Origin of the sequence: Paenibacillus cucumis (ex Kampfer et al. 2016) (assembly GCF_019748695.1) — a bacterium.
GTDB classification, from domain to species: domain Bacteria; phylum Bacillota; class Bacilli; order Paenibacillales; family Paenibacillaceae; genus Paenibacillus; species Paenibacillus polysaccharolyticus.
On sequence record NZ_JACLIC010000045.1, the window covers coordinates 20,325 to 40,802 of the forward strand.

Genomic DNA, 20,478 nt, shown 5'->3' on the forward strand with positions numbered 1-20,478 from the left:
TTTTGTTATGTAGCTTTTCCAAACTATCGGGTCTCGCTCTCCCGCGGCTAACGATCTCAGATGAGCCTATTTTATGTGTTTTAGCCCATTTGGAAATCTAACGATCAGGAGAGACGTTATTTCTCAAAATTCACACGAAAATGTAGCTTTTTTGCGGTTTTTTAGTGAAATAGCGTCACTGGAGATCGTTAGAATCCCAAAAAGCTACAAAACATCCAAATAAGCTTCGTGGTGATCGTTAGGATTTTGGCTGCCACTGTGTACCTCGCTTCACCCGCAGGTAAGCACATCTGATATTTATTCTAACTCCCGATCCAGCATAGAGTAGAGTGACGAGTCATGATATGCCCCTTTATAGAACCAATGCTCCCGGAGAAGGCCCTCACGTTGCATACCGATCCGCTGCATGACGCGCTCAGACGCCGGGTTTTCTGGACGGCATTTGGCATAAATCCGGTGAACGCCAAGTTCCTTGAAGCCAAAATGAAGTAATGCGCGGCAGGCTTCGGTCACATATCCATTCCCCTGATAGGCAGGGTGAAGCACATAGCCGATCTCAGCATTGGTCTGATCGACAAGGTGGAGCCCTGCGCCGCCGATAAGAAGCTCTTCCTTTTTCAAAACAATGGCAAGTTCATATCCTTCTCTCGGCTCGGCCAGCTGCATACGAATGACATCCTGTACATAAGCCCGGGTATCCTCCTCCGTGTTCGGGCCCCATGCGGTGTGTTCCGTGACTTCGGGCATCGAGGTGTACGTATGGATGTGAGGCCAGTCATGTTCTACAATCTCACGAAGAATTAATCTTTCTGTTTCAAGCTTCATAATGTACACTCCTTTGCTCCAACTCAGGTTTCTTCTTTCTACTTGGAGTGGGTCATATCCCACTGCTGAATGGATTCCGCATCGTATTGCATCCTATTGTAACGCACCATATGCACGCAAAAAAGCCCACGACCGAATTCATACAACTGAATTCCTCGCAGGCTATTAGAAGATTACCAAAATCGTTTATGTGACGGTATGTTTTTATGGTTGGTTGCAAGTCGTTGCAGGATATGTGTAGGCCAGCTTGCGGATGATCTCCTTTTGCCATCTTGTGTCACCCAGGTTAATCGCCAGGTTCAGAAGATCCAAATAATCGTCAAGCTGCAGAACAGCCTTTTGCAGAGTTGTGTTCATTCGATGTTCGTTCCCCTTTATCTATAAAGTCGTAAGCATGGTTGGCATCATCATCGGAATTGAAAATAAACAAGCTCAATAATGATAATCATTATCACATATATAATGTCATTATGCATCGAACGTAGGTAAATTGCAATGCCTAACGACGCGATAACTCAACTTTTTTCAGGAAATAGGCTCATGATGACCGTTGTGGACTATAAAATTTTTCAAAAATTTTACATAAATCGAGAGGAATTCATCATATGAAGCTTTAAATTAGATAGGGACAAGCATCATACGTTATGGAGGAGGAGAAAGGGTATATGAAAAAGGCGTTAAGACAGTACTGGATCGGGGCATTCCTGGTCTTTGTTATGATGGCAACAACGTTATTCGCTCCGGGGGTTCAGGCTCCGGTTCAAGCCGCAGCACCACTTACCGTATCACAAGCGATTGCTGCCCAGAGCAGCGGAGGCACGGCAACCGTCGAAGGTTATGTTGTGGGACATGCGACCGGGTCACTGACGGCCAAGTTTACCTCACCGTATGCCAATGATTTCAATGTGCTGATTGCAGATTCTGCATCCGAGCGCTCGAACGCCAAACTGTTGGATGTGCAAGTTTCGTCTTCTTTCCGTGCTCAATATGGACTGGCTTCAAACCCAAGTCTGGTAGGCAAAAAGATTATCGTGACGGGAACACTTGGCGCATATAACAGCTATGCTGGTGTCAAAAATCCTACGTCGATTACCCTTTCTTCAGGTACCACGAACCCTGACCCCGAGCCAAATCCGAATCCGGGCACACCTCTTCCTGGCGGAAACGGCAAAAAAGTGCTGTTTGATAACACGCATGCTCAGACCGCAGGTGCGGCTGACTGGATTATCGATGGAGCTTTTTCAGACTTTGCGAATGGTTTGCGAAACGCAGGCTTTACCGTGGATCAGCTGGAACGCAGCATCCCGTATACATTCGGTGAGCAAGCGTACACCTATAACAAATTGAAAGACTACGACGTGTTTGTCATCGGCGAAGCCAACGTGCCATTCAAGGCCACAGAGCAGGCTGCGCTCCTGCAATATGTACAGAATGGCGGAAGTGTCTTCTTCATCTCCGATCACTATAATGCAGACCGTAACAAAAACCGCTGGGATTCTTCCGAAGTGTTCAACGGCTACCGCCGCGGTGCTTTCCTGAATCCAGCCAAGGGCATGTCCTCTGCCGAAGCGGAATCCCCGGCGATGCAAGGCGTGACCAGTTCCGACTGGCTTGGAACGAACTTCGGCGTGCGTTTCCGTTATAACGCGCTGGGTGATGTGAACGCCACAGATATCGTTGCACCATCACAAGCTTTTGGCATCACGACTGGAGTACAAGCTGTAGCGATGCACGCCGGATCAACGATTGCCATTATGGACCCGAACAAAGCCAAAGGTTTGGTGTATGTTCCGGCCGGCGTGTCCAAATGGAATAACGCTGTAGATCAGGGCGTATATAACGGTGGCGGAAGAGCAGAAGGGGCGTATGCTGCGGTTGCCAAAGTAGGCGCAGGAAAAGCGGCGTTCATCGGTGATTCCTCTCCCGTTGAAGATGCGTCGCCAAAGTATTTGCGTGAAGAAAACGGGGCCACCAAGAAAACCTACGATGGTTTCAAAGAGGTGGATGATGCTACGTTCCTCGTGAATACAGTGAAATGGCTGGCAGTCAAAGAAAGTTACACCAGCCTGTCCCAAGTGCCAGGTCTGACCCTTGATACAGCAACAAGCTTGTTGCCAATGGAGACACCAGCAAGCTCCACTGAGCCACAGCTTGAGCCGTGGGCTGCGCCAGCTGCAGGGTACAAATGGTATGATCCAACGACATTTAAAGCAGGTTCGTATGGCAAGGCTCAATGATAGATAGATTAGGGCCGAATTAGAATTAAGTAAGGATGTAGAATGACAATCATTCAAAATACGAAGCAACGTTAAAGAAACGCAAAGAAGGAGCTGGTGACGCCACTCGGCTTCTTCTTTGCGTTTCTTCATTTTAAATAGTCATGAATGATCTTCTCATCAAAGCTATTTGAGATTTTATACTTCATGGATGTGTTCTTTTTAGGAGAGGCCTCGTAATCATAGACATCGATATACTTGTCGTCATATAAAAACATTCCAAGTCTTGCGCCTCCATTTACATCAACCAACAGCCTATAAACCTCATTGAAATCTTTAGAAATACTAGAATCTTTGTTCACTTCCAGCTCTGACAGACTACTCATTATTTTATGAATATCATCTTTGTTTGTAAGCGTGACTTTTTGGTCATGCCCCTTTTCGATTTCTATTGAGGTTATCGTGTTGAAGTCAACCTCGTTCCATGCCACTTCCTTTAGGGACTTTGTTGAATTCATTGTAAAGAACCATAGTGCGATTGCTAAAAGGATGATCATACATGCCAGGATGTAGGAATTACGTTTCTGCATCATAAATCTCCTTAATTTTGTCGTCATACACTCATTGTAACATTTATCCAATTGGTAATGCATAAAGCTTCTTTTCTCCGGGTAAGGTATGGGTACTCGGGCTAGTAATCCAAAGAGGGAGGCGGCACAAGATGAATCAGCACATCGGACAAGCAGACTGTGACAGTTCCCTGATGCGGCAGAAGTTAAAGGCGGACCTGCACCGCGTAGCAGAACGAATGAATCTGACATTATCACGTTTTGACCATGACAGTGTCTGTTTGCTGGGGCAGTTTGCGGAGATTCGTGCCGAAATCAAACACATTGAGGTGCTTGCTTCTTCTTTTTATCTCGACTGTTATTTGTCCCCGTTTACGGAGAAGTTTGCAGAACTGACGTCCAGTGTGCAGCATCTATCCGACCGCAGGTACGGAGCGCTGATTGTGATTGAACGGGAGGTTCCGCTGGAGACGATGATTCATTCCGGTGTAGCGGTGGATGCCAAAGTAACTCACGCGTTGCTTGAATCGCTCTTCATCCCTGGTGCGCCATTGCATGATGGAGCTGTGCTGATTCGTGGCAACCAGATTGTATCTGCTGGCAATGTGTTGCCGTTATCCCAAGCCGAAGCCCACGAACGTAAGTTGGGCACACGCCACCGGGCGGCACTTGGATTAAGCGAGCTGACCGATGCGGTGGTGCTGGTAGTCTCGGAAGAGACGGGACAGGCTTCTTTTGCGGTGGACGGGGCGCTGCATCCGATTAATGTGGTTGAAACGCTGACCTAGAGCGTAGAGCGTAGAGAGTAAGATTTGTGCGAGGTGAGTACAGGTACATAGGTACATAATCGAGAGCACATGAGCATATTGACCTGCCCATGCTTCCATTTGAGATACGAGTTATTGAAGAGGCTAACCCACCAGTCACAGGATGACAGGCGAGGCCTCTTTTTGCTATGGTGAGTTTCACATTCAAAGATATCTCATCAGGCTTAACTATGGCTTAGATACGAACGGTGCTGCCTCAAAGCGAGCATAGTGGTGATCCTTTTGCACAAACTGGGTGAATATGGGTACAATAGAGGGTGGAGCTTGAATAGGAGCGCCAGAATTCAACACTGCGATTTATCGCAAAAATGGTTAGAGGAGACGTTAGCACATGAGTTGGTTTGAAGCAATGGAGCAACATGATTACGAGGAACTGGTCCTGTGCCAGGATCGAAATTCAGGTTTGAAGGCCATTATTGCCATACACGATACAACACTTGGGCCTGCGCTAGGCGGTACACGGATGTGGACATACGCTTCAGAGGAAGCTGCCATTGAAGATGCACTGCGTCTCGCTCGGGGCATGACATATAAAAATGCAGTATCCGGTCTTAATCTGGGCGGAGGCAAAACGGTAATTATCGGAGATCCGCGTCGTGACAAAAATGAAGCGATGTTCCGCGCCTTCGGCCGCTACATTCAGGGTTTGAATGGCCGTTACATCACTGCCGAGGATGTGGGCACGACGGAAGAAGACATGAACCTGATCTATCAGGAGACCGATTATGTCACGGGGATCTCAGCTAGCTATGGCTCATCCGGCAACCCTTCCCCTGCAACCGCTTGGGGGGTATACCGCGGCATCAAGGCTGCTGCGAAGGAAGCATTCGGAACCGATCTGCTAGAAGGTAAAACAATTGCCGTTCAAGGCGTGGGCAACGTAGCGATGCATCTGTGCAAGTATCTGTACGAGGAAGGTGCGCATCTAATCGTAACCGATATCCATAAGGATTCCGTGAAGCTGGCGGTGGAACGTTTTGGCGCCAAGGCGGTTGATCCGGCAGATATAACAAGCGTCGAATGTGATATTTATGCGCCATGTGCGCTCGGCGGCACGATTAATGACGATACACTTAAGACACTGAAAGCCAAAGTGATTGCGGGTTGTGCGAACAATCAGCTGCTGGAGCCACGCCATGGGGATGAACTGTATCAGCGTGGCATCGTGTACGCACCGGATTATGTCATTAATGCAGGCGGTGTGATCAACATTGCGGATGAGCTGAACGGATATCATGAAGATCGAGCATGGGCGAAGATCGGAGAGATTTACACCACGCTGGAGAAAATATTCGAAAGCTCCCGCACCGAAGGCATCGCTTCTTATGTCGCGGCAGACCGTCTTGCCGAGCAACGGATCGAGATGATGAAAAATACGCGTAGCACCTTTTTACAAAATGGTCATCACGCATTAAGTGCACGCAGACTGCGGAAATAAACGCTACCAGCCGCGCATCTGAAAGCTGAATTCATGTAAGACAACGTGTAAGACGATAGGTAAGACGAGCAGAAGAGCTAAGGGACAATCCTGAAGGTTTGGTCAAACGAACGTAGTAACCTCCGAAAAAAAACGCATTTTCGGAGGTTTTTCGTGCAGACCCCATTCAGTGTTGTCCCTTTTTGGTGTGATTGCTTGTTTTCGTTTTAGCATAAGTTTAAGCGGCAGCTCTTATAAACCGAGGCTTGGATTTAGACACTTTTCGAGTAATCGGGTGATTCGATTCCACGGTTATTTGTGGCGTTTTTTTCAATATACCAGAGAAGAACCATACAAATCGCATAGAACAGACTGATCCCCAGAATAATGATCCATACACTCTTCATATCCACACTTCGAATGAACAGACCCGTCAGATAAGGGCTAAGGGTATACCCCAGACAACCGACGAACAACAGCAAGCCGTTAAATCTCCCCTGATGGCTGTCAGGCACGCGGGATGCTATATATAGATTGATATTGGTCTGCACCAGAATCTCTCCAATCGTCCAGAGCACCGTGGATACCACAACGATAGCAAATTGAGGCCAATCCCCGAGCAGATATAGCGCACCAAATCCGATGCCATAAAAGAGAGCGCCTGCCGCGATGGAGTTTAGAGCCGTGAATTTACGGGTCGCCGATAGCACCAGCGTGGTCAGAAGAATGACACTGATCGCATTAATGGTCATGACAGAGCCGTAGTAAGCTGCTCCATGTTCACCGAACGTCTGATTCATCTGCAAGGGCAGGCTGAACGAGTATTGCATGTAAATAAAATAGTTAAGAAAAGATACCACGATGAAAAAAACAACGAGTGGATTCTTCAGCAGCATAGGGAACAATGGCGAAGGCAAAGAATCTGATCCTTGTTGCTGCCTGGATGGAGAGCGACCTTGTTTATGTTGTTGTTGTTGTTGTTGTTGTTGTTGTCCCGGCTGAGGGTGTTCTTCTTGGTGTTGTTGCTTCCCATGTGGCCGTTGTTCCCCCTGTGATTGCTCTGTATGCTGTGCAGATTCCCCAGCAATGGTTTGCTTTGCTTGGCCGCTTGTACCAACAAAAACCTTTTTCCAAATGATGAAGGTAGAGATCAAAAATACGGTGCCGATACTCAGAAAGACGATATGCACGTAATCTTTAATAAAAAAGCCGGCAATCAATGGCCCAAGCGCGATACCGAGATTGGCTCCGAGATACATCAGGGAAAAGGCCGATTTCCGCTCCTTTTCCTCTGGACACAGCTGAATAATTAAGGCGTTATACGCCGGGCGTGTAATACTGATGAAGAACATGACCGCAATCAGAAGATAACCGATGGTCATCGTGCCTGACCAGAAGGAGCAGCTCATGATCATAAGGGCAGACAAAATCTGCCCGGAGATAATGATCGTTTTTTTGCCAATCAGATCACTTAAATAACCGCCAAGCAGTACACCGGGGCCGCTAATCAGAGCCGCCATGGATACAAAAATACCCGCGCTGACCACACTCATGCCCATCTGCAGCGTAAGCACCAAGGTGATCAGGGAGAAAATAAAATCCCCCGTGCTGTTAATGGTTCTCGCCAAGCAGAGATAATAGATGTCGCGGCTGAGTCCCGCGTATGTTTTGAATAAAGACAATCGTTTCAAACCTCCCCCAAAAAAACACAATCCCAGTAAAAAAACTACTACGTTAAGGTCGTTCTCTACTGCGTATTCACGATCTTATACGTTTTCGGGAACCGCCACCTCAATGACGAATCGATCGTACATCTCCAGTAACGTCTGACGTAATTCCTCGAACGAATCACCTTCCACAATAGCGAACCCTGAGCGGGTCATCGTGTCGTTTACAGCCCCGGCGTGTTGCCCCACTTCATAGGAGACGTTAAATTCAATGATGCCTGGAACGTCCGCATAATCGTCTCTGCCGGAGATGTGCTGGATCACTCCTGCGCGGGAGGGGAAGCAGATCATACCCGTGAATTTGTTGCTGGTCTCCTGCTGCGTAAAGGTATATGTACCGAGTTCCAGATCCGCCACTGCTTCGAAAAAGTCCACACCATGCGTGTTCTTGATGCAAGGCGGCATCACATGTGAACCCCCGATTCTGGCTCCAATCTCTCCGAAAACCACTTCGCCTTCCGGCGTGAGGAACAGTTCGGCATGGGTCACCGATTGATTGATGCCAAGCGCGGCAATAACTTGTCTGTTGATGTCTTCGATTCGCTGTATAAAATCTGCTTCTGTGCCTTTGGAGAAAGTAATGCTAGCCGGGGGTTTCTGCTGCGTTGCGATATCCAGACAGTTGTAGAGATATTGGGAAACGGAAGCAAACACCACTTCTCCCTTGCACACAATGGAGTCACAGTGGAACTCTGTGCCATGAATGAATTCTTCCAGCAAATCCCGTTGCTGTTCTTGTCTTGTGTATTGAAGGTAATGCAACAGTTCTTCCATACTGGACAATTTGAACGTGTTGATACTGCCGTAACCGCTGAGCGGCTTCACAATGATGGGGAAACCATACGTAGCAGAGAAATGAAGATAGTCCTGTTGCTGGAGCGCAATGGCCGTTCTGGACGTGCGGATTCCGCGCTGATGCAACATTTGTTTCATAATCCATTTGTTCCGAACCGCTTCGGCCTGATTGCGCTGCATGCCTGGAATGCCGAACTCGGAACGGAGTTGTCCGCCGATCTCGATGGCATTCTCACCCGGAGTTAACAGAGCACCGATGGAGTGAGATTGCAGGATTTGTTGCATATGTGCCCGGATGGCGTCCACAGATTCGAGATGATCAACGTATCTAATTTCATCAAAATAAGCTTCAAGCCGTTCAGGGTGATGTAATTGATGGCGTTCAATAATCAGAATTTTTCGGCAGTCTGTATATTTGGTCAAGGGTTTCACGAAGTTTAAACCAAAGGGAAGCCTGAAATCAGATATGTATACGATCGTTTTCATATGTCCTCCTGGATAAAATTTGAAATAATGAATGGTTTTCACAACATTATAGCTCATTATTTTCAGTTTTCAATACATTTTTTGTAAAATTTTATGCACGATTGTACATATTTTTGTTGCGTTGAAGTGTTAATTGACAGCAGGAATTTTTTGGTATAGTATCGTACCGAATTGGAAAATAAATGGGAGGTAATGGAGATAAATGGATATAAATAAAGAGAAATATGCCATACTGGGCACATTGGGTGACGATGAAGGATTCTTGACTTGCAGCATGCATATTGCGAAAAAAATGGATAATTCTGATATGATTAAGCCATACCCCGAATTCGAAGCGGCTGCAGAAGATCTGAAATCCGGCGCGATTTCCTGCTTGCTGGTGCCTGGAGCGTATCCCAAGCTGAACAGTTTCATTATGGATTCAGATCTGGTCGTGTCCGAAAGTTTTGTAGAGAAGATCCCTGCACTGGTGCTGTCCGGCTTCCACGCCGCTTGCCCGGAGCAGATTGATACGATTTTTCATCATCCGGCAACTACATACTTGTTATCTGAACTGAATATTGCCTATAGAGAGAACAGCACAGTATCTTCCAACCCGGAGGCCTGCAGGCAGGTTATGCTAAATACAGAGACCTCCATTGCGCTCACGAACCAGCTCTGTGCGGATCATTACGGACTGGTAACGTATAAAGTGCTGCGTGAAGGCATTCAAATGCCATGGGTATGTTTTACGAAAAAACCACAGAGGGTGAATGCACTCGTATGAAGAGAATCGCAATTATACTGGATAAAAATCTGGAGCAAGGAGCCGCAGCCAATGTGGCAGCGCTGCTTATGGGACAAGCTGCCCTGAACGAACCGGAGTTATATGCCGATCAGCCTGTACGGGATCAGAGCGGCATTCAGCATGCAGGAATCCGCTATAGCACCGTTATTCTGAAGGCGGGGGAGAATCAACTGATCAATCTGGCTAAGACCTGTGCCAAGAATCAGGACGGATTGAAGCATCTTGTTTTTACACAGACAGGACAGTCCTTGAATAACGCTTTTGAACAATATGCAAGTGAAATTGCATCGATGACATTGGAGGCGACCAAAGTCGTAGGTGTCATTGTATGGGGAGAAGACGAGTCCGTTCGGACGGCGACCAAGAAGTTCAGTGTGATGAAATAGTGTAATGAATAAGGCGGGTTTGGGGATACGCTTTAAATGGAGTACAACTGGGGTGCAGTTGCAACAAGCAGGCTGTCGCGCCTAGCTGGAACGGAACAGAACGGAGCAGAGTACCGGAGACTAGCGGACGACAGAAAAGCTTGTCGATGCGGGGTATGAAACATAAGGGCTACGAACATAAAAATAAGGGCAGAAGCGATCCTATGGATGGCCTCTGCCCTTATTTTGTACAAGAGAAATTTTTAGATGAATGCTCTGTATATGGTGATGAAGATGCAGGTGCAAGTACAGATAAGATACAGGTTATGTGCCGCTCACGGCTGTAACCTTTTTCTCTGTTAAATAGTATAGCAGCGCGAGCAGGGGCATGATCAGACCAATGAGTGTCGTGAGGCTCCAGCCGCCATGGGCATATGACCAACTTCCAAGTGAAGAACCGATGGCACCACCGATGAAAAAGATCGACATAAACAGGCCGTTCACACGTCCTCTTGCCTCGTTGCCAAGGGAGTAGATGATGCGTTGACCCAGCACCAGGTTACCGGAAACAGCCATATCCAGCGTAATGGCAACCACGACCAGCAGGATCAAGGCTGGTGTAGAATGACTCTGGAACAGATAGGCCAGACCAAAGGAGGCTGCGGCAATAACCATAGCGGCTCCGGTGAGCACCCTTGTAAAACCGCGGTCTGCCCATCTTCCGGCGATCGGAGCGGCAATGGCGCCGCCTACCCCGGCGAGAGCAAACCAGGCGATGCCTTGCTGCGACAAGCCAAAATCGGTTGCCAGTCGAAGAGGCACCGTCGTCCAGAATAGGCTGAATGCGCCGAACAAGCTGGCCTGATAGAACGCGCGCCGCCGCAACATCGGCAGGGTGCGAAGCAATGTGCCGAGGGAGAGAATCAATTGTCCATAAGTCAGGTTTGGATCAGGCCGACGGGCCGGAAGTGCCCGTGACAGTAACAGCATGAGCAACGCGATCACCACGGCCGAGAATGCAAAGACCGCCTGCCAGCCGAACACGCTGGTGATAAAGCTGGCGACAGGGCGTGCGAGCATTATGCCGAGTAGCAGACCGCTCATCACATTGCCGACCACCTGCCCGCGCTGCTCTTCCGAAGTCAGATAAGTCGCATACGGCACCAGAATTTGTGCAACGACAGAACCGATGCCAATGAGCAGTGAAGCCGTCAGGAAGAGGAAAGCACTGGTGGAGAAGGTGGCTGTAATCAGCGCTAGTACAAGTACAATAAGAAACAGAACCATTAAACGGCGATTCTCGATAATGTCGCTGAGCGGCACGATGAACAGCAGTCCAATGACATAACCAATTTGTGTCAGTGTTACGATTAATCCGGCTGCGGCAGACGAGAGACCTGTAGTGCTGCTGATTGGCCCAAGAACGGTCTGAGCATAATACAGGTTAGCTACGATCAGACCGCAGGAAGCAGCGAGCAGGAAAATAATCCAGGCAGGCACGGTAGTCTGATTCTGGTTGGTACTTTGTTTCTGTTTGGAATGAGGATATTTGGTATCCATAAGATCAACCTCCAATAAAAGTGTATGATGGTCATTCAATTGCCATTTTCACTTAAAACGATGTGTGATTTTAATTAATGAACGTTTCGTTTACTAATTACATCTAAATAATATACGATACGTTTAGTATTGTAAATAGGCAGTTACAGAACAAAGTGATTTTACATAAAGATGACGGAAACACAATAACATTGCTGGGAGCTTAAAAATGTATATCGACGCTGTATTTTAGTATAATGAACGTATCGTATTTTTTATTGAGGATAACAGCGATTCAACGGTTATTCTGTTATTGAATTGGTTGTGTAAATACTTTGGTTGAGCTTATATAGATGATTGCAATGGAGGGGTCAGCAATGACTGCAAAAAGAGGACGTCCCCGCAACATGGAGACCCAGAATGCCATTCTTGCCGCGGCGTATGAACTGCTACTGGAGGATGGGTTTGCAGCGGTGACGATTGAAAAGATTGCCGAACGTGCACAGGTCAGCAAAGCCACCATCTACAAATGGTGGCCAAGTAAAGGTGCTGTTATGCTGGACGGGTACATGTCGGCGTTAACGGCCAGGTTGCCTGTGCCGGATACGGGGTCTGTATATGAGGATGTGCGTGCTCATGCAGGGAACCTGGTTCAATTTTTGACAAGTGCCGAAGGGAAAGTCATTACACAGATCATCGGAGAAGGGCAGTCTGATCCCGCCCTTGCGGAAGAATACCGTAGCAGATATATTCAGCCGCGCCGCCGTGAAGCATGGGGCATTCTGGAGAAAGGCGTGGAACGTGGCGAATTGAAGCAGGGACTGGACATTGGGCTGTATATCGACATGATCTACGGGCCTGTATTTTACCGGATGCTGGTCACGGGCGAGCCGATGGATGATACGTTTGTGGAGTTGCTGCTAGGCACGGTATTCAAAGGCATCGGGTCTGAGGCATAGCAATAAGTGATAGCAGCATGTGATAGTGAAGGAAGAGAAGAAGAGAAGAAAAGGAAAAGGGAAAGGGCAATTCGGAGAAAGACCGAATTACCCGGGGATACGGTTACTGCGTAGCCAAACGAAGTCTATACCTGGAAGATCGGGGAGATGGCAGAGGGCCATGTGTCCGTTGGTTTGGGGACGAAGGGAGTTTCGTGCTTGTTTAATATTGGGGGATCATTCCACACTGAACTTGGCAGTTCGTGTCTGTCCGTGTTGTATAATCCTATGGAAATAGTAGGATATTGAAGTTGGAATAACTGTATCATGTTCCTGTCCATTCTTCTAATGGATTTTTTCTATAAGCAATTCGAGGCGAAGGCAAGCTGGAGATGTAGAAGTTCTTGTGCTTGCATAAAAATGTAAATTTATTGCCACGATTGTTATTGACCACTGTAAAATTTAGGATTAAAATTGGTCTAATCATATAAATTCAAATTTCTGGATTTTAATTGTGGAGGTGGGATACATGGAACCTGCAACTACGATACGCTCAACGATTGAGGATTACATCAGGAAACAGGGATATACCCTTCAATATTTTGCAGATATATCGGGAGTGAACGCTGGAACGCTTAGCGCCATTATTAAGGGAACACGCCCCATCGCCATGGCGCAGCTTGATCTGATTACCCAGGGCATGAATCTGGAGGAAGGCTATTTCTACGAGACGTATGGTGGGGAGTGCTTCGTAGAGTCGGCTCCACACTGGCGAAGGCTTGAGCCCTTCCTGCAACGCTGTGCGGAATTGGACAAGCTGGACTGCATCCAGCGGGTGATTCAACAAGTAACGGATGATCGTTCCTATATCTCGGAACTGTTCGAGATGGCCGAAGGTATGCTGGAGCGCGGTCAGCAACAAGCTGCCCGTATGTTATATGAATGTGTAGCCGAGTGCGAGAAATACCAGCATTCCGAGCGCTTGGCCCTCTGCCAGTATCGTATCTTCACCCTCTCGCTAGGCCAGAATCAACACGATAACCTCCGTGCCGCCGTGCACTTTGAGCCTTATATTAATCGGCTAGATGAGGAGAGGCAACTGGATGCGATAAGGGAGCTAGCTAATACTTACAATGGGTTATGTCACTGGGACAAAGTATACCAGTTAGCTGATGAGCTGTTGGAACGGGTCAAATGTCTAGAACAATTCAAAAGTAAAAAAAGAGAAGCAGAGATTAATCGAATCTCTAAGCACCCATTGTTTACTTATAAATTTTATGCTTACTTATTAATTGCAACAGTATGGGGCGAACGTAAAGAGTACAAAAAGGCACTAGAGTATACTTCCCTCTATGCTAACATAGTTATCGAAAATTCTACTTCAGAAGATCAGCTTTTTATTAAACGATTTAATGAATGGGCAGAAGTGAATACCTATTTATATAAATTAATGACGGGCGATTACGATTCACTTTACTCTTATATTGATTTTATAGAAGAAAACGAAAATGAGACCCTTCTTGGACTTGTCAAAGTTATGGAAGCGGCTAATATATATCAGCTAAATGTAGACAAGGTTCTAAAAAGGTTTGAATTATTCATTCATATGTTAGCTAATGATCATGATTACCAGAGTAGCTACACTATTCAGATAAAAGATGATAGATATACTAAATTTTGGGCTGAATTAGCATTTTATCAGTTGTCCAAAGAAAGATATCATGAAGGATTCAGAGATTTACTAACCTGCCTAAGCTATGCTCTCAAAATTAATGATGACTCTACTATAATTTATTGTGTAAGTTTGTTCGAAGAACACAGAATCCAGGCCCCTAAATCAATTAAGTCACAATATAAAAGTATTATTAAGGAGGTTTATAGTCGATATGAGAAGAAAAGTAACGTTGGCATTGACGCTGTTTAGTTCGTTCATTATGTTATCGAGTATTACAGATAGTATAGACCAAATTATCAACTTGCTTCTCAATCATGGTGCAGGCGGATATTAGAAAATGGTAGATAATTTATTATAACTATTGGGCGTACTATATTTAATAGGGTATAGCGCGCCTATTTGGATTGTTATAATGAGTGACCGATGTAAAACTAAAAATAAATATATTTATTGTATATTTGATTAAATCATAAGTTATTCGATTAGTGGACATAAGACAGTGGAAAGGGTTTGTACAGTAATAGTACATATTGAGGTACATCTGAGAGTGAAATCTCAAATTAAGCTTACATTGTGGATAGATATAATAATTCCAAAAAAAAGTGAAAATAGATATATGAATGGAAAAAAAGCCAGCTCTTATAATTACAAGTGGCTTATTTTTTATTCAACCTCATGTGTAATTATGCAGAAAATGCATTGAAATTATATCGTTTTAATGATTACAACTTCCCCCTTTATTAGGTTGGCGCCTTCCTGCGGGCTTCACTTGACATTTAATGCATGAGATAAAAGTAAATCTCGAATTTTACATCATATACAACTATCGGTTGACTCAAGTTGTTTGATTATCCAATTCATTCAGCAGATTAAGATACTTATCTAATAGAACTTCCTTTTTATAGTCTTCTAAATGATATGATGGATATTCCTTTTCTGCATCCAAGATACTATTAATAAATCTTTCTACTTCGCCTTTTGTTGGAGTTGATCCTGAACTACTTATAATATTGTCTATAATAATTAAAACGGAGTTCAAAATTTGTTTGAAAACAACCAGTGACATTTTTTCGGCTTTATTTATTTCTGATGTGGAACCGTTTGAAAAAAAGCTCATTACGGTTTGATAGAGTTTATCTAGAGTGTTAATATACTTTTTTTCAATGGAAATACAATATCTAATATCACCAACATCTAGTAGCTCAGGCATCAAGTTGTCCATGTACTGATTGTTGGAGGAAGTAAAAAAAGTAGCAATGTTTTTATATGATTTACGTATTTTGTCTACCCTACCTTGGATGCTGTTACAGGTGATTTGGTCTTCTTTTTCTCTACATTTACTAAGATCAGTCTTTAAATGAGTTAGTTCTTTCTCACTGCATGATAGAGCGAAATCGTCAAGATAACTAGTTAGAATGAAATATAGCTCTTTTGCATTTTTCATTAAAGATCACCTCATGAAATAAGATTCGTGAATGTAAACGTAGAAGCAGTCTTAAGACTGCTTCTACGTTTACATAACTATTAAAAGAAAGAATGGCCACCAGATCTATCCCAAATATGGTAATGATAATAGTAACCGAAACCGAGACCAGGTTTACTAATTTCAGGTCCTACTGGCTCTTTTCCACCGCCTGCTCGCTGAGCAACTTTAGCTGCTCCAGATAAGGTCGTAGACCATACATCTCTTCCAGTAACGTCACTATCACCATTGAAAGACTTCAATCTATTAACCGCTGTGCTAAGGGATATTGCAGGCCCAATCCATACATCGCCTTGCATTATTTTAGCATAGTAGTGGTCGTACTCTCGTTTATTTCTCAAATTCATTGCAATTTCATCTGTTTTTGCAAATTCAATATTGTTGATCATAACTACAGCTGCAATAAGAAGGAGTGCTTCTATCAGTTTAGCACCCACGATCTGAACTAGTGGCGCTAATATTACCACCATTGGTCGGATAATGGTATCATCTTTACTAATAGTCGCTGTCTGTCCTGTTTTTTGATCTTCATATGTTACAGTTACGCCATTTTCTGTTGAATAGTCATCAATTGTTACTTCATAGTGCTCTACTTGTTTACTATCCGTTGATTCAATAGACATCAGTGAGACGGGGGCGGTCTCTGCTTTTTCGTATGTAGAGAAGGTAGTTTTTAAGGTCTCTTTATCTTGAACCAATATCCCGACTAAACCTTCAATTTCAGTTTTTAGCCTTATCTCTTGATCGTTATTTGCCAAAACTTCGACACCATTTACCGCGGTTATTTCAAATTCTTTCTCAGATTTAGCATAGGATGGGCTGATTAAACTTACACTAACCAGAACAAATACAAGAAATGTCGCAATGAACCTTAAGAAGTTTCGTTTAAGTAACATATTAAAGATTTCTCCTTTTCTGATATGAAGTGTGTGAAAAAAATTAAAGCAATCTACCCTCCTTTTTTTGATATCTAAAACAAATATATACAAATATATATGAATATTCAACATTATTTTACTTTTTATATATTTATATGGAATTTATAACATGTAATTATTTCTACATTAAGTATTAAATTGAAGGAATCAATTTGGCTAAATCGCTACGCTCGCGTCTTAATAAAATGATTTCTTAAAAGCTTGGTCTAAATAGGATTGAATGTACATTCTCCGTTCCTCCTGAGAAAATATTAATGATATGTGTATTTTGTTCCCATGAGGTTTTGACCGCTTAAGTCGAAGTTGGCCATCATCTGCTATCCTCTAATATTTTCGTCTAGGCCCACCTTCTCGTTCACTCCAGTACCTTTCAATGTAAGTGTTAGCTTACAGCGTTTTAAAACAGGATAAAGTGTGCCTTTCTTGAGTAAAAAAGCCCCGTTGGTTACTTGATTATATATTGTGATATCTCATAACCGTATGCATCCCTAACGCCACCTACTATGTATTTCTATGTAGCTGAATTAACATATTTGGTTATGGATAGCCCCTTCCCACATTTGAGTCTGATCAACATAAGCTTCATTACACTTTGTTATGTTACCTACGGACTTATCGCACTCAAGTTTGTGAAAGTTATATCCAGAACACATCGGACATAGCAGGAGGATCTATGATTAAAATTGAAGATTTGAGCTTTTCTTATCCCAAAGCCTCTCGCAAAAACCTGGATCATTTACATGCTGAGTTTCCCGAACAGACCGTGAATATGATCATTGGCAAAAATGGTTCTGGCAAAACGACATTATTTGATCTGATCGCAAATGTGGTTAAACGTCCGTCAGAAATACAAGGTATTCCTGATGAGAAGGAGATCATCTACCAGCTTTGCCACTTGCCTTTTACTCAAAATTGTACAACAATAATTACCAGTAAAGAGTTAAATTGTGCAACAAACTGTGCTAAATTGAAGATAATAAAAAAGAGCAAGGATGCGCTAACATCCCTACTCTTTACAACAGCCGCTTCTAAGGGTGGTGGCTGTGCATAGGTAGCTGAGATAGACCATACCTTAGCTGGGGCGGTCTATTTCTTTTTGTTTTGATTATTTAAGGCAATTAACACCGAATCACCACAGGCATCACCTTTGCGGCAATTAGAAAATATCTGATTGATATGACAGGAATTGCATTCGACATCAATGGGTTTTATTCATCAAGGGATCATATGAGACATTTATTAAAATGGGTGATGGGGTGAATCCTGACTTGGCGTTTCTGTGAAATGTGGATGGATCACGATATGTGGACAAAACATAAGATTGCGTATCCATATGTTGTATGTGTTTTTGATTAATGTGCATTTAAAAAATACTAAACTTATGAAACTAAACCTTTGTAAACAATCATTTGATTTTGCAAAGGAAAAAAATATGAATTTTTTGGCAATGTATCCTAAAATGATGTAAAACGAGGGGGTGCATGCTATGGGTGAACCGATGCAGATTAAAGATCGAATTGAACGGGATAGGCAAAAGTTACGTCGGTTGGCGGAGAATCATGGCATGCAGGATAACAAAGTCCTCGAACAGTCCATGGTTTTGGATGAGCTAATCAATGAATATTATCGATTCCAATATAAACATATGATGAAGAGACAACCGATTGCTTAATGCAGTCGGTTTTTTAATGTGACCCAAAAGAAGCCGACTGCTAAATTGCATTCGGCTTTTTAATGTTTTCCGAAAGATAACTCACCCTCCCCTAACGTACTCCCAGAACATCCCTCCATCCCATCCATTTCCTCTTGAAATTCCGTACTAAATCCATAGCTTACAGGATCGTCGCGACATCTCTAAACTGGATATGATGACCTCAATTCACCCGGAATGGATGCATCTGTTGGTTCCAACGGATTGAACCATTTCATCGAACAACAGCGAGGGTTCATACAATGAAACGAAGGAGGGGGACAAGTGAATGGCAGAAAGGACAATGAAAGGTTTTCGTTCTATTCGAGATTTCATAGGTTTCAGCTCGATTCGAAAAAGCATAAACCTGCGCTCCAAGCTGCTCGTGCTTTTTCTGACATTGACGCTCTTGCCGCTTAGCTTGCAGGGGATGATGAGCTACGCCCATTTTTCGCAGACACTGGATCGCAAGACGGAGCAGTTCACCATTGATATGGTGCGGCAGATCAACACGAATCTGAACCGGATGCTCAAGGATTTTGAGCGGTTGTCGCTCTTGCCGCTCTATGACCAGACCGTTCTTGGCATCCTGCGGAAATACGATGGTTCGATGGGTTCAGGGACGTGGGCCAAGTCGGATGATTATCAGAAAATGAAGCTGTATACGTCAGCTCAAGCCTATGATCGGCCAGAGATTCGAGGCATTCATCTGATCAGCAATAGCGGCATCCTGTTCTCCAATCTGGACTCCCTTGCGGTCAAACCCGTCTGGGACGGCAGCCAAGAGAAATGGTTTGCCGAATTGAGAGGCACCGAAGGCGTATGGCACTTGCTTCCTCCGCATATTCCCGGCTACTACGTAAGAGGTCAGGAAGCGGAATACATCAGCGTGGGCAGAGAGCTTCGTGATCCGGGAACGCTCCAGAGGCTGGGGTACATTTTGATCGATATCCGGCTGGAGGCCTTTGGACAGCTGTTATCCAACCTGAATTTTGAGCAAAAGGCAAGCTTGATGATCGTGGACAGCCAGCAACGTCTTATTTATGAAAAAACGTCAACAGATGGGTTATCTGCTTATGCTCCTTTGTTATCTCATGGAAAGCTTCAGGATTATGCAGACAATCAGAAGATAGAGCTGGAGGGAAGATCTTATCTCCATGTAAAGCATCATTCAGGATATTCGGGGTTGTCCGTGATCAGCCTGACGCCGATTACGGTCATTCAAAAGGAGTCGGGGGAGATGCTGACCTTTACGATGGGACTTGCTCTTCTCTGTATGGCGGCTGTAGCGATCCTAGCCGTACTCGTATCGTATAGGGTCACACGTCCGCTTATTCGTCTGAAACATCATATGATTCGGGTAGAGCAGGGGGATTTCAGCCAGCGGGTTACCCAATACAGTAGTGATGAGCTGGGGCAGATCAGCAGAGGATTTAACCGCATGATGGAGGAGATCCATCGTCTGTTCCATGAGGTGTATATGCTCGAAATTCAGGAACGGGAAGCAGAATTGTCGGCGCTGCAGAGCCAGATGAACCCTCATTTTATATACAACACACTGGAGTCGATCAACATGATGGCTGTCCGCCAGAGGCATGCTGAAGTATCTGCCATGGTGACAGCGCTGGGCAGGCTGCTGCGATACACCATTGATAAGGCAGATCGCATGGTGACGCTGCGGGAAGAGCTGGCGTTTGTCGATTCTTATGTACGAATTCAGCAAGTTCGTTACAACGGTGAACTGGAGATCATCTATGACATGGAGGAAGAGGTTAACGACTGTCTTGTTCCCAAGCTGATCCTGCAACCGCTGGTGGAAAATGCAATCTGCCATGGGATCGAAGGACGGCTAGCAGGCGGCAGCACGGGTGGTAATAATGGCGGCATGATCTGGGTATCTGCCGTTTTATTCGATCAGGAACTGCTCATCAGTGTTCGGGACAACGGCAAAGGGATGGAACAGGAGGAGCTGGATCGGTTAAATGCTTCTGTCTCTGGGCAGACCGTTTCTGGACAAAACGTGTACTCACCCGCTAATCCCATTCTACATCGTCATGCCGGGGAGAGTCTGGGGTTGCACAATATCGCTCAAAGGCTGCATCTGGTGTATGGAAAAGACAGCGGACTAAGTGTTGATGGCAGCCCCGGACAAGGGCTGGTTGTGACTTTATCCATTCACCTTCAACGGAAAGGGGATTGAT

General features: G+C 44.8%; 18 protein-coding genes. 10 read left to right on the plus strand and 8 right to left on the minus strand.

What is annotated here, in order from left to right; translation table 11 throughout:
* Positions 1 to 297: 297 nt before the first annotated feature.
* Positions 298 to 825: a GNAT family N-acetyltransferase gene (locus tag H7T88_RS24505; protein ID WP_221790866.1), complete on the minus strand. Its 528-nt coding sequence runs from the start codon at positions 823 to 825 to the stop codon at positions 298 to 300.
* A gap of 204 nt (positions 826 to 1,029) precedes the next feature.
* Complete coding sequence (locus H7T88_RS24510; protein ID WP_167375706.1) at positions 1,030 to 1,182, minus strand: hypothetical protein; 153 nt, start codon at positions 1,180 to 1,182, stop codon at positions 1,030 to 1,032.
* A gap of 359 nt (positions 1,183 to 1,541) precedes the next feature.
* On the opposite strand from H7T88_RS24510, the gene H7T88_RS24515 reads away from it, so the two are divergent.
* Positions 1,542 to 3,062, plus strand: a complete 1,521-nt coding sequence (locus H7T88_RS24515) for a DUF6359 domain-containing protein (protein WP_418792777.1) — start codon at positions 1,542 to 1,544, stop codon at positions 3,060 to 3,062.
* A 128-nt stretch (positions 3,063 to 3,190) separates the two neighbouring features.
* Here the strand turns inward: H7T88_RS24515 and H7T88_RS24520 are convergent, their stop codons facing one another.
* On the minus strand, positions 3,191 to 3,634 hold the full coding sequence (locus H7T88_RS24520) for a DUF5301 domain-containing protein (protein WP_221790869.1): 444 nt from the start codon (positions 3,632 to 3,634) through the stop codon (positions 3,191 to 3,193).
* Between the two features lie 128 nt (positions 3,635 to 3,762).
* Between H7T88_RS24520 and cdaS the strand changes: the two genes are divergently transcribed.
* Together cdaS and H7T88_RS24530 are read left to right on the plus strand one after the other, a co-directional pair.
* A complete protein-coding gene (gene cdaS / locus H7T88_RS24525) occupies positions 3,763 to 4,398 on the plus strand; it encodes a sporulation-specific diadenylate cyclase CdaS (RefSeq protein ID WP_090918921.1) in 636 nt (211 codons plus the stop codon).
* A 370-nt stretch (positions 4,399 to 4,768) separates the two neighbouring features.
* On the plus strand, positions 4,769 to 5,875 hold the full coding sequence (locus H7T88_RS24530) for a Glu/Leu/Phe/Val family dehydrogenase (RefSeq protein ID WP_154959959.1): 1,107 nt from the start codon (positions 4,769 to 4,771) through the stop codon (positions 5,873 to 5,875).
* Between the two features lie 251 nt (positions 5,876 to 6,126).
* On the opposite strand, the gene H7T88_RS24535 is transcribed toward H7T88_RS24530, so the two are convergent.
* The gene (locus H7T88_RS24535; protein ID WP_221790871.1) at positions 6,127 to 7,536 is read right to left on the minus strand and encodes an MFS transporter; all 1,410 of its coding nucleotides are present in this window, start codon (positions 7,534 to 7,536) and stop codon (positions 6,127 to 6,129) included.
* Between the two features lie 84 nt (positions 7,537 to 7,620).
* The gene (locus H7T88_RS24540; RefSeq protein WP_221790873.1) at positions 7,621 to 8,862 is read right to left on the minus strand and encodes an ATP-grasp domain-containing protein; all 1,242 of its coding nucleotides are present in this window, start codon (positions 8,860 to 8,862) and stop codon (positions 7,621 to 7,623) included.
* 202 nt (positions 8,863 to 9,064) lie between these two features.
* On the opposite strand from H7T88_RS24540, the gene H7T88_RS24545 reads away from it, so the two are divergent.
* A complete protein-coding gene (locus H7T88_RS24545) occupies positions 9,065 to 9,628 on the plus strand; it encodes a hypothetical protein (RefSeq protein ID WP_090918912.1) in 564 nt (187 codons plus the stop codon).
* Entirely contained in the window at positions 9,625 to 10,035 is a 411-nt protein-coding gene (locus H7T88_RS24550; RefSeq protein ID WP_221790875.1) for a DUF2000 family protein, read from the plus strand. The genes H7T88_RS24545 and H7T88_RS24550 overlap by 4 nt, the downstream gene beginning before the upstream one ends.
* A 303-nt stretch (positions 10,036 to 10,338) precedes the next feature.
* Here the strand turns inward: H7T88_RS24550 and H7T88_RS24555 are convergent, their stop codons facing one another.
* Positions 10,339 to 11,574 (minus strand): MFS transporter, encoded by a 1,236-nt coding sequence (locus tag H7T88_RS24555; protein WP_221790878.1) that lies wholly within the window; start codon positions 11,572 to 11,574, stop codon positions 10,339 to 10,341.
* Positions 11,575 to 11,930: 356 nt separating this feature from the next.
* On the opposite strand from H7T88_RS24555, the gene H7T88_RS24560 reads away from it, so the two are divergent.
* Both H7T88_RS24560 and H7T88_RS24565 read left to right on the plus strand, forming a co-directional pair.
* Complete coding sequence (locus H7T88_RS24560; protein ID WP_221790880.1) at positions 11,931 to 12,512, plus strand: TetR/AcrR family transcriptional regulator; 582 nt, start codon at positions 11,931 to 11,933, stop codon at positions 12,510 to 12,512.
* Between the two features lie 508 nt (positions 12,513 to 13,020).
* On the plus strand, positions 13,021 to 14,415 hold the full coding sequence (locus tag H7T88_RS24565; protein ID WP_221790883.1) for a helix-turn-helix domain-containing protein: 1,395 nt from the start codon (positions 13,021 to 13,023) through the stop codon (positions 14,413 to 14,415).
* Between the two features lie 586 nt (positions 14,416 to 15,001).
* Here H7T88_RS24565 and H7T88_RS24570 read toward each other — a convergent pair.
* Both H7T88_RS24570 and H7T88_RS24575 read right to left on the minus strand, forming a co-directional pair.
* A complete protein-coding gene (locus H7T88_RS24570; RefSeq protein WP_221790885.1) occupies positions 15,002 to 15,610 on the minus strand; it encodes a hypothetical protein in 609 nt (202 codons plus the stop codon).
* An 80-nt stretch (positions 15,611 to 15,690) separates the two neighbouring features.
* Entirely contained in the window at positions 15,691 to 16,545 is an 855-nt protein-coding gene (locus H7T88_RS24575; protein WP_221790887.1) for a hypothetical protein, read from the minus strand.
* Positions 16,546 to 17,260: 715 nt separating this feature from the next.
* On the opposite strand from H7T88_RS24575, the gene H7T88_RS24580 reads away from it, so the two are divergent.
* From H7T88_RS24580 to H7T88_RS24590, 3 genes are all read left to right on the plus strand, one after another.
* Positions 17,261 to 17,638: an ATP-binding cassette domain-containing protein gene (locus H7T88_RS24580; RefSeq protein WP_221790889.1), complete on the plus strand. Its 378-nt coding sequence runs from the start codon at positions 17,261 to 17,263 to the stop codon at positions 17,636 to 17,638.
* A gap of 435 nt (positions 17,639 to 18,073) precedes the next feature.
* Positions 18,074 to 18,259: an aspartyl-phosphate phosphatase Spo0E family protein gene (locus H7T88_RS24585; protein WP_221790891.1), complete on the plus strand. Its 186-nt coding sequence runs from the start codon at positions 18,074 to 18,076 to the stop codon at positions 18,257 to 18,259.
* Between the two features lie 307 nt (positions 18,260 to 18,566).
* Entirely contained in the window at positions 18,567 to 20,477 is a 1,911-nt protein-coding gene (locus tag H7T88_RS24590) for a cache domain-containing sensor histidine kinase (protein WP_221790893.1), read from the plus strand.
* The last annotated feature ends 1 nt before the right edge of the window (position 20,478 follow it).

Excerpts from the sequence above, each read along its gene's own strand:
- H7T88_RS24550 (WP_221790875.1), top strand. The coding sequence starts at position 9,625 with ATGAAGAGAATCGCAATTATACTGGATAAAAATCTGGAGCAAGGAGCC.
- H7T88_RS24590 (WP_221790893.1), top strand. The coding sequence starts at position 18,567 with ATGGCAGAAAGGACAATGAAAGGTTTTCGTTCTATTCGAGATTTCATA.
- H7T88_RS24580 (WP_221790889.1), top strand. The coding sequence starts at position 17,261 with ATGATTAAAATTGAAGATTTGAGCTTTTCTTATCCCAAAGCCTCTCGC.
- H7T88_RS24520 (WP_221790869.1), bottom strand. The coding sequence starts at position 3,634 with ATGATGCAGAAACGTAATTCCTACATCCTGGCATGTATGATCATCCTT.
- H7T88_RS24540 (WP_221790873.1), bottom strand. The coding sequence starts at position 8,862 with ATGAAAACGATCGTATACATATCTGATTTCAGGCTTCCCTTTGGTTTA.
- H7T88_RS24545 (WP_090918912.1), top strand. The coding sequence starts at position 9,065 with ATGGATATAAATAAAGAGAAATATGCCATACTGGGCACATTGGGTGAC.
- H7T88_RS24555 (WP_221790878.1), bottom strand. The coding sequence starts at position 11,574 with ATGGATACCAAATATCCTCATTCCAAACAGAAACAAAGTACCAACCAG.
- H7T88_RS24560 (WP_221790880.1), top strand. The coding sequence starts at position 11,931 with ATGACTGCAAAAAGAGGACGTCCCCGCAACATGGAGACCCAGAATGCC.
- cdaS (WP_090918921.1), top strand. The coding sequence starts at position 3,763 with ATGAATCAGCACATCGGACAAGCAGACTGTGACAGTTCCCTGATGCGG.
- H7T88_RS24510 (WP_167375706.1), bottom strand. The coding sequence starts at position 1,182 with ATGAACACAACTCTGCAAAAGGCTGTTCTGCAGCTTGACGATTATTTG.
- H7T88_RS24585 (WP_221790891.1), top strand. The coding sequence starts at position 18,074 with ATGGGTGAACCGATGCAGATTAAAGATCGAATTGAACGGGATAGGCAA.
- H7T88_RS24575 (WP_221790887.1), bottom strand. The coding sequence starts at position 16,545 with ATGTTACTTAAACGAAACTTCTTAAGGTTCATTGCGACATTTCTTGTA.
- H7T88_RS24505 (WP_221790866.1), bottom strand. The coding sequence starts at position 825 with ATGAAGCTTGAAACAGAAAGATTAATTCTTCGTGAGATTGTAGAACAT.
- H7T88_RS24570 (WP_221790885.1), bottom strand. The coding sequence starts at position 15,610 with ATGAAAAATGCAAAAGAGCTATATTTCATTCTAACTAGTTATCTTGAC.
- H7T88_RS24565 (WP_221790883.1), top strand. The coding sequence starts at position 13,021 with ATGGAACCTGCAACTACGATACGCTCAACGATTGAGGATTACATCAGG.
- H7T88_RS24515 (WP_418792777.1), top strand. The coding sequence starts at position 1,542 with ATGATGGCAACAACGTTATTCGCTCCGGGGGTTCAGGCTCCGGTTCAA.
- H7T88_RS24530 (WP_154959959.1), top strand. The coding sequence starts at position 4,769 with ATGAGTTGGTTTGAAGCAATGGAGCAACATGATTACGAGGAACTGGTC.